12 protein-coding genes are annotated in these 12,480 nt (G+C 40.7%); 4 read left to right on the top strand and 8 right to left on the bottom strand.

What is annotated here, in order from left to right:
* Positions 1–294 precede the first annotated feature (294 nt).
* The 8 genes from ACTB0Y_RS13130 to msrB form a co-directional block, all read right to left on the bottom strand.
* Complete coding sequence (locus tag ACTB0Y_RS13130; RefSeq protein ID WP_463207284.1) at positions 295–708, bottom strand: PIN domain-containing protein; 414 nt, start codon at positions 706–708, stop codon at positions 295–297.
* A complete protein-coding gene (locus ACTB0Y_RS13125; RefSeq protein ID WP_463207283.1) occupies positions 701–937 on the bottom strand; it encodes a hypothetical protein in 237 nt (78 codons plus the stop codon). Before ACTB0Y_RS13125 ends, ACTB0Y_RS13130 begins: the two co-directional genes overlap by 8 nt.
* A gap of 382 nt (positions 938–1,319) precedes the next feature.
* The gene (locus ACTB0Y_RS13120) at positions 1,320–1,646 is read right to left on the bottom strand and encodes a helix-turn-helix domain-containing protein (protein WP_463207282.1); all 327 of its coding nucleotides are present in this window, start codon (positions 1,644–1,646) and stop codon (positions 1,320–1,322) included.
* Between the two features lie 111 nt (positions 1,647–1,757).
* Positions 1,758–1,994 (bottom strand): type II toxin-antitoxin system RelE/ParE family toxin, encoded by a 237-nt coding sequence (locus ACTB0Y_RS13115; protein ID WP_463207281.1) that lies wholly within the window; start codon positions 1,992–1,994, stop codon positions 1,758–1,760.
* 344 nt (positions 1,995–2,338) lie between these two features.
* Positions 2,339–3,463, bottom strand: coding sequence for an alanine racemase (locus tag ACTB0Y_RS13110; RefSeq protein ID WP_463207280.1), 1,125 nt, complete (start codon positions 3,461–3,463; stop codon positions 2,339–2,341).
* Positions 3,464–3,808: 345 nt separating this feature from the next.
* Complete coding sequence (locus ACTB0Y_RS13105) at positions 3,809–4,123, bottom strand: nucleotidyltransferase family protein (protein ID WP_463207279.1); 315 nt, start codon at positions 4,121–4,123, stop codon at positions 3,809–3,811.
* Positions 4,102–4,503 carry a HEPN domain-containing protein gene (locus tag ACTB0Y_RS13100; protein WP_463207278.1) on the bottom strand — a complete coding sequence of 134 codons (402 nt, stop codon included), beginning with the start codon at positions 4,501–4,503 and terminating at the stop codon, positions 4,102–4,104. Before ACTB0Y_RS13100 ends, ACTB0Y_RS13105 begins: the two co-directional genes overlap by 22 nt.
* Positions 4,504–4,589: 86 nt before the next feature.
* Positions 4,590–5,102, bottom strand: a complete 513-nt coding sequence (msrB, locus tag ACTB0Y_RS13095; RefSeq protein WP_463207277.1) for a peptide-methionine (R)-S-oxide reductase MsrB — start codon at positions 5,100–5,102, stop codon at positions 4,590–4,592.
* Positions 5,103–5,437: 335 nt separating this feature from the next.
* On the opposite strand from msrB, the gene ACTB0Y_RS13090 reads away from it, so the two are divergent.
* From ACTB0Y_RS13090 to ACTB0Y_RS13075, 4 genes are all read left to right on the top strand, one after another.
* Entirely contained in the window at positions 5,438–7,363 is a 1,926-nt protein-coding gene (locus ACTB0Y_RS13090; RefSeq protein ID WP_463207276.1) for an aminotransferase class I/II-fold pyridoxal phosphate-dependent enzyme, read from the top strand.
* A gap of 54 nt (positions 7,364–7,417) precedes the next feature.
* Positions 7,418–8,917, top strand: coding sequence for a Na+/H+ antiporter NhaC family protein (locus ACTB0Y_RS13085; RefSeq protein WP_463207275.1), 1,500 nt, complete (start codon positions 7,418–7,420; stop codon positions 8,915–8,917).
* Between the two features lie 185 nt (positions 8,918–9,102).
* A complete protein-coding gene (locus ACTB0Y_RS13080) occupies positions 9,103–10,359 on the top strand; it encodes an arginine deiminase (protein ID WP_463207274.1) in 1,257 nt (418 codons plus the stop codon).
* A gap of 126 nt (positions 10,360–10,485) precedes the next feature.
* The gene (locus ACTB0Y_RS13075) at positions 10,486–12,444 is read left to right on the top strand and encodes a putative porin (RefSeq protein WP_463207273.1); all 1,959 of its coding nucleotides are present in this window, start codon (positions 10,486–10,488) and stop codon (positions 12,442–12,444) included.
* The last annotated feature ends 36 nt before the right edge of the window (positions 12,445–12,480 follow it).

Genomic DNA, 12,480 nt, shown 5'->3' with positions numbered 1-12,480 from the left:
TGAACACAATGCAAATATATGTCCAATTTTTGAAATACCGACAATATCTGTTCAATTATTGCCTAATTTTGAACAATCAAATTTAACAAAGGTTGTTGGGGATTCCTATTTTTTCGTGAAAAAACAGTGTGCGGGTAGTTTGTAAGAAAACCACACGTGAGGATACGTGGGGTAGCGGGGGGAGGAGCAAACCAAAGTTTCAACTTCGTTGAGCTTTCTTCGGTCGGTTGGCGGGGTAATTTAACTCCTTGAGCCTAAAAACCAGCTGCAGCGCAAAATTCTCACTCGCCGCTGTTATAGCACGTGCTTAGACCAATTTTCAACTCGTAATCCTGGTATACGATTAAAATGATTTTCATTATTTGTGATCAATGTCAAATCGTTATCAATTGCAATTCCTGCTATTAATAGGTCAATATCATCAACTGCGTTGCCTTGCTGTCTGAGGGTCGCATATAATTCAGCTGAAATCTTTGCTGAATTTTCTGTCATAGGGACAACAATATTTTGATCAACAAAATCCTGAAAAATATTGAGTTGCTTAAGAGCGTTTTTTGCCATCAATCCACCAATTATTTCATAATAAGTAATGATACTAATCTCAATTAAATCAAAATCTTGAAGATATTTCTCAAAGTTTTTAATAACTGTCTGATTGCCCTTAAAGTAGTATGATAAAATGTCGGTGTCAATTAAAGTCCTATTCATCTATCCGTTTTCTATTTTTGCTACGATTGTCGATTAATTTTTCCGTCAATTCGCTAAATACGTCGTCATCAATGTCATTCCAAGCTCCAGCAAAAGATAGGACTTTTTGTTTTTTTCCAAAGTTATCTTCAAGTTTTGATAAAAAATCGTTTAATTCCCTCAGCTTTTCTTTAGGAATCCTGCTTACCCTGCGAAATATTTGATGTCTTATTTGATTGTCCGTAATCATAAGTTTTTATTTCAAATTTACGAAAATTATTGGAATATGTTTCCTTTAGTAACAGTCCCAAATAGCATGCCGCATGTGCTATACTACTGGCTATTGACAAGTTTCCAAAATCATTGTCAATAGCATTCCATTTCCCGGGGATAAGCGAACATTTGATGTTCGGTTATCTGATTTTGGTAAACGTTTAATAAACGCCTGCCGTAACCAATCAAATTTAACAAAGGTTGTTGGGGATTCCTATTTTTTCGTGAAAAAACAGTGTGCGGTCAGTTTGTAAGAAAACCACACGTGAGGACACGGGGGGTAGCGGTACAAAAGAACCTGTAAAGCCCGCAGTTACGCGGCTCCGCATGCTCTATTCGCGGCAGTTAGCAACCGTAGTTTATGCTATTTTGAAATCTCCATCCATGAGTTCTACATTAAAATTAACTTTTGCTTTTAATGCATGAAAAACTCTTAAAATCGTCGCAATCGTAACATTTTTAGCATTACTTTCTATTCGAGATATTTGGGATTTTTGAACTCCAATCAATTCACCTAATTGTGATTGAGTCAGATGTCTTTCTTTACGGGCTTTTTTTATCATTTCGCCCAATAAGTCAAGTCGTAATTCGTACTCGTATTTATCACGCTGCTCTGTGTCTTCTTTACCAATGAATCTGTCTTTTGCTTCATTTAAAGTATAGATTCTTAATTTATTGTTTGTCATAGTTTTATTTTTTAGGTTTTTGCTCAAAATAAAGTTCCATAATTGCTTTTGCTTTTTCCAATTCAGCCCTGGGAATCTTGTCCGTCTTCTTTATTATTTCATGTGTCGCAATTACAATGTTTCTGTCTTATCGGATTTGTCCCAGAATGAAAACAATCTGTAATACTTTTTCTTATATTTTGTCCGAAATTCCCATATCAAATCGTCTATTTTCTTGAATAGTTCGGGATCGTTTATATACTTTGCTTTGTCAATGTTATAAAGTATTTTATTTCTTGATTTTTCATCGATTTTATCAAGCAAGTCCCAGACTTCTCCAAGTAAAATTACCTCAAATTTTTGTTGCATCGTTGAACTTATTTACGACAAAAATATGAAAAAGTTCTAATATATGGAAACTTTTACGTAAGAAGGCCACACTATGGTTGCTAAGGAGCAGCTAACTTCAATAAGTCCAATAACGCTTCCACATATCCACCTACCGTTTATTGGCTGTCTACACCTTTTCGATGCGGCTATCTGTTTTTGGTAAACGTTTAATAAACGCCTGCCGTAACCAATCAAATTTAACAAAGGTTGTTGGGGATTCCTATTTTCGTAAAAAAACAGTGGGGGTCAGTTTGTAAGAAAACCACACGTGAGGACACTTGCGGTAGCGGGGGGATGGATGTAGCTTGCCAATGGCTCGGTTTTTAACTGTGACGAAAGCGTTCAATATTTTTACCTTCGGTGGTAATATATTGGCTGTAAATATCGGCGGTCATGCACGAGTGCACAGGCAGCACGTATAGCAAATCGCCAATGTTGTATTTACCTTTCTGCGCATCGGGCAAACTGAGGATGCCATGTTCCTGCGACAAGCGTTTTACAATCATTTCAGGAATGGGATTACCCCAGTCATCCCCCTCTTTTTCAACAACCTGGCCATAAACCGATTTTTGATTAATTTGGATCATATCTTTCGAAAGGTGTACGCCTCCGCCATATATCACCATCTCATTGCGATTTTTATGCAGAGCAACCACCGGGCAAGCCACAGCAACTGCGATTTGGCCGGGGCTACAGGAGCCAAAACTCAATTGCATGAGATCATAAAAAACGAAGTTGCCAGGGCGAATTTCATCTATCCCCGAAAAATAGTCAACCAAACTACATGATGGTGTGTCGCCTATGGAAGCAATAATATCCGGATGTGACCCAATATAGTGAGCTTTTAATTGGAGCATGGCCAAATTTTCGTCGTTCCGAATTTTAAGAATATCCGTAATGGCATTGGTATGATAAGTGTGTCCGGCATGAGATAAAAATCCGGTGAATTGCAGCTTATCACTGGTTTTGGCACGGGCCAAAATTTGGTCAATCGACTCAAAATCTGTGGGAGCCAAACCCGTGCGGTGTGCGCCGGTGTCAATTTTAATGTAAAAATGCACAGGGTGGGTCAGTTTTTCATGCAGTAACTCGAGCACTTCTGCACTTTCTACCAGCAGGCTCAATTTTACCTGCCCGGCCAGTGCGTTAATAGCCGCAATCTCCCGCACATTCACCGGAAAAGCAATGAGTATATCGTTCCATTCCTTGGCAAAATAGCGCGCCATGGCTACGGACGAAACCGTAATTTTTGTAACGCCCTGGGTCCTGAACCAGCGTCCAACCTCCAACGACTGGTGGGTTTTAAAATGTGGTCGAAAAGTGACTCCAGCATCTTTTGCCTTGTGAGTCATTCGGGCAATGTTGGCTTTGCATTTTTGCTCGTCGAGGATCAGTGTAGGTTGAGTGATTTGTTGCATGTTGGCAATTTTCAATGTAATTTTATTCAAAAATATACATTTTACGCCGTATTTATCTAAATATCACCTTCAAAGTGTAAATAATAAATACCTCCATCCACTACTACTCTTACCGTTCGCGGTTATGATGCGAAGGCTTTACTTGAAAAGACCAATCAAACTTCACAGAGCCAAAACTTTGTTTTACAAGTTTACATCTTTTGCCGTCAAAACAAAGTTTTGGCGGTGTTAAAATAAAATCCCAAATCCCGAATTGTCAAAATTTCTAATTTTGCTTACAATTCGAGGACTCTCGTAAAATTAGACAAATTAAAAATTCGTCATTTTACGGAGCCCACAAAAACGCACTTGGCGCCTTTGCTTTATGAACCGCTGTTAGGCTGCGTGGGTTATATCAATTCCATTCTTTTTAATCTCAGCAACCATTGGATTTGACAGATTGAAATCAGAAATTTTAAATGGATGTGGTTCAATCAAAAGATCGTCGTCCGTTCTCAATTGCATTAATTGAATCTGCAAGTCGATAATGTCGTCCACTGATTTAAAAACAATAGCTATGTCAATATCACTGTCAGCATGATAATTTCCTTTCGCAAACGATCCAAATAGAATCGCACTTTCAACCTGAAATTTAGCGCTGATTGATTCTACATACCGTTTTGCTATATTTAAAGCTTCGTTTTTATCCATTGTCGTAATGTCTTAATGTTTGAAATCCATGTTCCTGCAAAATCAGCAGTACATTTTTTATAGAAATCTTGTTTATAGTCGTCATATCGTGCATTCAAATTGAATGTGGAAATCGTATCAAGCCACTTTTTCTGCTCATCGTCCATTTCTAATCCAGTCAACTTTGCAAGTCTCCTTAAATCATGAGTGAATGGCGCATGAGTTTCATTTTTTCGAACCAAATAGGCTTTCAATAATCTCTCAATCACTAAATGTCCAATAAACAAAGCCCAATGAAAGTCGTTGGTTTTCATTAAGTTGTTCATCGTGTCGAAATCTCTGTCCGACCTTGAAATCCAGTGATTGGAAATCTTTTCTATGTCGATATTGTCATTTCCCATATCTCAAAAATATGCAAAAAATGAAAGTTTTCCTATAAGCCGGCAAAATTTTCCTCCATGCAGCCTAACTACTAAATATCAAAACCTTACTCCTCATCGGGCTCAAAATCGAGCACAATGGAGTTCATGCAGAAGCGTTTGCCGGTGGGCTCGGGGCCATCGTCAAAAATGTGTCCCAGGTGGGAGTCGCAGCGTGCGCACTCCACCTCGATGCGGCTCATACCCATGGAATGGTCGGGTTTATAATTCACGCTGTTGGGCCTGACCGGCTCATAAAAACTGGGCCAGCCGCATGAGCTGGCGAATTTGGCCGTGGAGCGGAATAACTTGTTGCCACAAACAGCACAGTAATAAGTTCCTCTTGTTTCGGCATCCCAATATTCGCCGGTAAAAGGTCGTTCTGTACCCTCCTTGCGTGCCACCCTGTATACATCTTCGGGTAAAATCTTTTTCCATTCCGCATCGCTTACATCCAAATGGGTGGTATCCGTTTGCGAATAGTACGGGTTATCGGCCTTTTGGCGGCCTTTATCATCTTGCTCCTGCGAGCTACAATTCGTTGTCATTGCAAATAATATGGTTATTAAAACAATTCTCATTGTCTGAAATTATTAAATATGGCAAGCTTTAATGCTCGTTAAAAGAAAGACAAATACAGGCATAATTTGTTTGTTGCTAAAAGTGATAATATGCCATGGGCACATTTCAACAAACAGCTTAATCGGATGCATATTCAAATTATGGTTCAATCATGGACATAACAAAACAAGATATGCAACAGAAAACATAACTCACCAATATATGTAATTAATACTAAAACCAGAAAAGAAGAGACATCATACATTTTCGGCTGTAAAACAGCCATTTTTAGCGCGTACATCAAAAAAATGTTGCTAATTTTGCGCGATATTTAAATCAAATACCCGGACAAGACATGTACTACTCAGTATTAATTGTTGATAATGACACCGCTGCCCTGGAAAAAAGCATCCAGGAACTCTCAGGAAGAGGATTAAACACCATAGCCTGCTCCACTTTTGAGAGTGCGTGCGAAAAGCTTAAAGAAGACGGCACCATCCATGTTGTATTATCGGAATGGTCGCTGCCACAAAGCCGAAACAATAAAAAACGTATAGAAGGTACAGCTATCTTCAAAAAATTTCTTGCGCTCAGAAATGAGGTCAACATATTTATTTATACATCTATTACTGATATTAAGCAACTCTCCACAGGGGGTATTACCGATGGTTATTTTTTCAAGGAAGATAATGTGTATGGCGATATTTTCAATAAAATTACTGCTGCAGTAGATGAGAAAAAGAGTGCGCCGTTTTACGAAAAACTGGTGCAATATGCCCGAAAATCGAAAGACTCATGGCACACACCAGGTCACGCTTCGGGAAACAGCGTAAAAAATTCGCCTTATGTAAAAGATTATTTTGAGTTTTTTGGCGAAAATTTGTTCAAAAGCGATGTTTCTGTTTCCGTACCGGAGCTCGACTCGCTGCTACACCCTGAAGGAGTAATACAAGAGGCACAGGAACTCGCTGCACGGGCATTTAATGCGCGATACACCTATTTTGTAACAAATGGAACTTCCACGGCCAACAAAATACTCATACAAACCCTGCTCAAGCCGGGCGATGCCATTTTGCTCGACCGAAACTGCCACAAATCAGCGCACTACGGGGTTATTATTGCCGGGGCAGAGCCCATTTACCTGATGCCGTCGGTAAACAACAAATACGGCATTTTTGGCCCCATACCCAAAAAGAACATCATCAAGGCCATGGACGATGCACTGGCCCAGAACAAAAGACTGAAAGCCATTATCCTCACCAACTGCACCTACGATGGGCTGATTTACGACATCGAGGACATTGTTAACGAGGCACACAAACGCAACATCAAGGTGATTGTGGATGAAGCCTGGTTTGGCCATGCCAATTTCCACCGCGAATTTTATCCCACGGCCATGGCTGCCGGCGCCGATTATGCCACGCAATCGACCCACAAAACCATGAGCGCCTTTTCGCAGTCATCCATGATTCATGTAAACGACCCTGATTTCGAAGATATTCAGGATTTCTTCATGGAAAACTACAACATGCACGCCTCCACCTCACCTCAGTACCCGATGATTGCTTCACTTGATGTGGCCCGCAAACAAATGGCCATGGAAGGATATTCGTTGCTAAACAGAGTATTCAAACTGGCAGAACAGTTAAAATCGTCGATTAATTCCCTTAAAAAATTCCGGGTATTGGAACTGGAAGACCTCATCAGCGACGAAATCAAAGATGATAACATTCGCGTTGATAAAACCAAAATCACTATTGACATTAGCAAGTCGGGCTTCAGCAGCAAAGAGCTTGAACACCTTTTGTTGAACAAACATAACATCCAGATAGAAAAAACTACTTTCAACACCATCTCCATATTGCTTACTATCGGAGCTACTTATTCGCGCATCAACCGCCTGTATCTGGCGCTGGAAAGTATCGAGAAGCAATCGGGCAACCGCAAAAAAGACAGCGGCTCATCAAAAATCATCAAAAATTTCAAGCTGGCCCTGTCGCCCATCAAGTACAGGCCCCGCTTTGCTTTTTATTCCGACAGCGAGGAAATTCCCCTGCGCGACAGTCTGAAGCGTGTATCGACCATGATGGTAACCCCCTACCCGCCGGGCATTCCACTTTTGGTTCCGGGACAGCTCATTACACAGGAGATTATCAATGCGCTGGTTATGTACCGCGATTATGGTGTGGAGATACACGGTTTCAATAACGGACTGGTACAGGTTATGCCGGAAGAAGAGGAAGCACGCCTGAAAAAAGAAGGCTTCAGCATACTCAGCTAAACATCATTATCCTGCTGCATGTTTTTGGTCAATTAATTTAAGCGATTTTGAAAAATGGAATATGGAATATTATCATTAACCCCGGCAATTGTAACCATCATAGTGGCGCTGGCTACCCGTAAAGTGGCTTTTGCCCTTTTCATGGGTATTGTGGGCGGTGCTATTGTGGGCGGCGAATACACGTTTGCAGGCTTTTTTGAACACATGTACGACTACCTGCTCGTATCTTTTACCGAGCCGGAGCGTCTTAAAATAGTGCTTTTCATATTGCTCATAGGTGGATTATTAGAAATTATAAACCGCTCTGGCGGATATGGGAAATTTGCAGCCAGGCTCTCTAAAAAACTTGACAGTCCGCGCAAAAGCAGGCTATCGACATGGGGGTTGAGCATGACCCTGTTTTTTGATGATTATGCCAATGTTCTCATTTCAGGAGCCTCCATGCGGGAAATCAATATCCGCAACAAGGTTACGCCGGCCATGTTGGCCTATATTGTAGATGTGGTCGCCATCATGGCCAGCATCATGATCATCTCCACATGGGCATCATTCGAGGGTGCGGTAATGGCTGAGGCAGGCGCCGAAGTGGGCGTGGAGAAATCTATCAGCTTGTTTTTCATTGAATCTATCCCCTACCACATGTACACGGTGCTGGCTATATTTCTAACCTTTCTTGTGGCGCTCACAGGTAAATGGTTCGGATATGGCCTCGACAAAGCCCCTTTGCCCGAAATTATTGAAGAAAAAAACCGATCGAACAGTGTGCGTATTTATCATGTGCTGGCGCCAATTCTTACTTTGCTCGGGTTTGCCATAACCTCTATGTTTGCGGTAGGCTCATGGATATTAATGCAGGAAAATGAGCCCCTCACCCTGATTAATATTCTGGGCAGCGCACCATCTGTTGACTTATTAATATTGAGCACCATAATGGCCATTGGTGTAGCCATTGGGCTAACCAAAAAAGACAAGCTGCTCAAATTACCAACAATTGGGAAAGGATTTCTGAGCGGGACAAAAGGCATGATTGGTGTAAGCCTTGTAATTCTATTGGCTACAGGACTGTCGGCGGTCTCAGAAACACTGGGCACAGGCGAATTCATTACAGGCAGTGTAGCCGATTATATTTCGCCAGAAATGCTGCTGTTCATCATCTTCGTAGTATCAATGCTTATTACGGTTGCCACAGGTTTTAGCTGGAGCTCAATGGCCATTGTGATGCCTATCGCCTTCCAAATGGCCATGGCCAACGGTATGGAAGCGAGCTTACCGGCCATTTCAGCCGCTGTAATAACCGGCGCTGTAAGCGGTGAACACATCATTCCATTTTCAGAAAAAGCAGTAATGAGCTCTGCAGCTACCAAAATAGCACCGGTTTATCATGTAAAAACCATGTTTTTCCAAACCATCACAGCATTTATTGCCGCAGGAGCAGGATACATTTTATTGGGACATGACTGGCCATTATGGTCAGCCTATGTGCTGCCTGCTACTTTTGTTTTAACAGTACATTTGCTGTTTGCTAAGAAAAACAAAATACCCATGCATAAATAAATTGCAGAAGCAATTACCGAAAAAACATGTGGTCGCACTAAAAGCAATTGATTCGCTCTATACAAACAGGATCAGAAATATTTATGCGATCAAGACAAAAAGTTATATTAAATTTGCAACGGAATAAGAACAAACACATACGATATTGACAGGAATTTTAAGTAAAAACACAAAAGTTCAGCTTTATGGAAACTTATCAAATCAGGGTGAATAGTGAGATAGGAGAACTGGAAGGTGTAATTGTACATTCTCCCGGCAAGGAAGTAGAAAACATGACCCCCAAGAATGCGGAGCGGGCTTTGTATAGCGACATATTAAATTTATCTGTAGCTCAAAAAGAATACAGTCATTTTAAAAATGCACTGGCCCAACACACCCCTGTTTTTGAGGTAAGAGACTTGCTACAAGAGGTATTGAACAACCAGCGGGTGAAAGAAACCCTGATTGACCATATTTTTGACAATGAACATACCATGGCCAGCCGGCATTTCCTTTTGGGACTGTCAGATGAAGAACTGGCACGCCAACTGCTCGAAGGAGTTATTTTAATCAAAGACAACCTTACCAAATATTTTAGTAAGGAACGTTATGCATTGAGGCCATTGCATAATTTTTTCTTTACCCGTGATGCTTCCATGGCCGTGCGCGACAAAGTACTCATAGGTCGCATGGCCAATCAGGTACGGGGACGCGAGGCACTTATCATGCAGGCCATTTTCGATTATCACCCCTTGTTCAGAACACAAACCGTTAACCCGGTACAACATGCCACTTTTAACGATAAAATATCAATAGAAGGCGGAGATGTACTGGTGGCTCGCGAAGATGTGCTGCTTATTGGCACAGGCACACGCACCTCATCACAGGGCATTGACTTTATACTGGAGCAAATCGAAAGTAAAGACCAGGTAAGACATATCATCGTGCAGGAACTGCCAGAAAGCCCAGAATCCTTTATTCACCTCGATATGGTTTTCACTTTCCTCGACAAAAACAAATGTATGGTGTTTGAACCGATCATTCTGAAGCCTAACAGGTACCAAACAGTACACATCACGGTCGACAACGGACGGGTTAGCATTAAAAACGAAAAAAATATTGTGGAATGTCTCAACAACCTGGGTTTCGATCTTGAGCCTGTATTTTGCGGAGGCACAAAAGACCCATGGGCACAGGAGCGCGAGCAATGGCACAGTGGCGCTAACTTTTTTGCAGTTGCACCGGGTAAAGTTTTAGGCTATGCGCGCAATGTATACACCATGGAGCAAATGAGTAAACATGGTTTTGAGATACTGAGTGCAGAAGATGTTGGCTCGGGGAAAATTGATATTAACCAGTACGATAAATATGTAGTGTCTGTTGAAGGCTCAGAGTTACCACGCGGGGGCGGCGGCGCAAGGTGCATGACCATGCCATTCAAAAGAAAGCCCATAAATTGGTAAAATAACAATGCTATCTAACTTATAGGTATTTTAAAAAATATGCTGCACAAATCCGCATGTTTTTTGTACTTTTAGCGTTCTATATAAAATGCACCAATGAAATACTAACGGCGAAATTGTCAAATAATGCAGAGGCTGATTATTGCCATATTCTTATTTCTATTAAGTTCCACATTTCTGTTTGCTCAGGAAACAATGGATTCGACAGATGTCAAAGGAGCGGGTATTGTAAAACGTTCGTTTAAAGACACACTGCCCGAACCCGATACCTTAATCTATTCATGGCAATATGCTGATAACACTTTCGTTAAGCTTTATGCTGGATTTGACACTACACTTTTAGACATACAAGTACCCGAAGATTACCGAAGAAATTGGCCCGGTTTTGTATATCTGGGCAACCCCGGTTCAGCAGTGCAAAACATATTTTTTTCAGAAAGAAGAGACATTGAAGTAAACTGGCAAATGAGGAACTATTATCCTTATCTGAAAACACATAAAAAACAAAAGTTCTACAATACAAAAACCCCATACACTCAAATGCACTATGTAAGTGGTGGCGAAAATTACGAGTATTTCACTTTCAATCATACCCAGAACTACGATGAACATATCAACCTGGGGATGTCTTATGAAATATTTAATTCCGAAGGATACCTCATTTATCAGAAGACCCGTAACCGTAACTTTAGTTTTTGGACCGACATAGACTACGACCGCTACAAAATGTATGGGTCTATTAATTTTAATGGTATCAATTCAAACGAAAACGGAGGTATTAGTTCAGATTACATGCTTTCAGATTCATCTGTGAACCTGAGAGAAATCAACACAAAACTCAGCGATGCCAACAACCGGCTTAGTTATTTCAATGGTGCTATTAATCACCAGTTACGACTTTTAAATTTCGGAGTCGACAGCATTTCTAAAAATGGCCTTTGGTTGTCGCATCATTTTTCTTTTGATAAAATGCAGCGCCTATACACCGATGATGGCGATGAATACACCGATCCGGTAACCGAAGAAGTTTTTAATTTTTATGCCAACACTTACAATGGAACGCGAAGTTATGATACCACATCATTTATCGATTATAAAAACCGGGGCGCAATAATCTTCCAATCAAGGGGCAAAACAAAAATGGATATCGGCCCGTTTGTTGAGCATCATCAAATTAAAAACACTAATTTATACCGCGATACGCTGTTCACTTACAATAACGACACCACGTACGAAACAATATCTATTGGCGGACAGGCTACTATACGACAATCAGAGGATTTTACAATAGCCTTACAGGCTTTGTATTACCCTTTTAAAGACTACAATTACCAAAACTACCAGATTACAGCAAACCTGGTGAAGTGGCAAGATTTGCCTAATGATACTTTGTACATGCACCTCATGTTGTATTACAGGGAAAAAACACCAGATTACCTTCTGGGTCAGTTTTTTTCCAACCATCTGAAGTGGGTCAATAATTTGCAGGATGAAAACAATCGCAAATTTCAATTCAACCTGCGACTTATCAGAAGTCGAGTGGCCTTACAATTGACCATTGATCATCTGGACAACTACATTTATTTCGACAAGAACATGAAGGTAGCACAGCATGACCAGGAAATAATGATGTTTGGCGGTAAAATCAGCAAAGAATTTACTTTCTGGAAACATTTTAATTTTGAATTAAACCTGTTGGGCCAATATACAGCCACAGACTTTATTGATGTACCAGAATTTAGTGCGAAAGGAAATTTTTTTTACAAGCGGGAAATAAAATTCAAAAACACTGGCGGCAAAATTGATTTATACGGAGGTTTTTCCGGGCGGATTCACACCAAATATTACGCGCCCGCTTATTCTCCGGCTATCGCACAGTTTTACCTGCAAGATGAGAAACTTATTGGTAATTATCCGATAATCAATGTTTTTGTTGGAGCAAGAGTAGAACGGTTTCTTTTCTCAGTGCGCTTCGACCATGTGAACAGTGGTTTAACGCGCGGTAAAAGTTACTTTTCGGCCTATGGATACCCTTTACGGCCAAGAAACGTACGCTTCAGCGTCAGTTGGAATTTTTATAATTAAATACGAAAAGAAAATTCCAATAGTTTTTCTCAACGC

Source organism: Salinivirga sp. (assembly GCF_055145285.1).
Note: the sequence above shows the minus strand (reverse complement) of the source record. Positions and strands in the feature narration are given on the sequence as shown.

Coding starts and splice junctions, on each gene's coding strand:
- ACTB0Y_RS13130 (WP_463207284.1), bottom strand. CDS start 708: ATGAATAGGACTTTAATTGACACCGACATTTTATCATACTACTTTAAG.
- ACTB0Y_RS13125 (WP_463207283.1), bottom strand. CDS start 937: ATGATTACGGACAATCAAATAAGACATCAAATATTTCGCAGGGTAAGC.
- ACTB0Y_RS13120 (WP_463207282.1), bottom strand. CDS start 1,646: ATGACAAACAATAAATTAAGAATCTATACTTTAAATGAAGCAAAAGAC.
- ACTB0Y_RS13115 (WP_463207281.1), bottom strand. CDS start 1,994: ATGCAACAAAAATTTGAGGTAATTTTACTTGGAGAAGTCTGGGACTTG.
- ACTB0Y_RS13105 (WP_463207279.1), bottom strand. CDS start 4,123: ATGGATAAAAACGAAGCTTTAAATATAGCAAAACGGTATGTAGAATCA.
- ACTB0Y_RS13100 (WP_463207278.1), bottom strand. CDS start 4,503: ATGGGAAATGACAATATCGACATAGAAAAGATTTCCAATCACTGGATT.
- msrB (WP_463207277.1), bottom strand. CDS start 5,102: ATGAGAATTGTTTTAATAACCATATTATTTGCAATGACAACGAATTGT.
- ACTB0Y_RS13090 (WP_463207276.1), top strand. CDS start 5,438: ATGTACTACTCAGTATTAATTGTTGATAATGACACCGCTGCCCTGGAA.
- ACTB0Y_RS13085 (WP_463207275.1), top strand. CDS start 7,418: ATGGAATATGGAATATTATCATTAACCCCGGCAATTGTAACCATCATA.
- ACTB0Y_RS13080 (WP_463207274.1), top strand. CDS start 9,103: ATGGAAACTTATCAAATCAGGGTGAATAGTGAGATAGGAGAACTGGAA.
- ACTB0Y_RS13075 (WP_463207273.1), top strand. CDS start 10,486: ATGCAGAGGCTGATTATTGCCATATTCTTATTTCTATTAAGTTCCACA.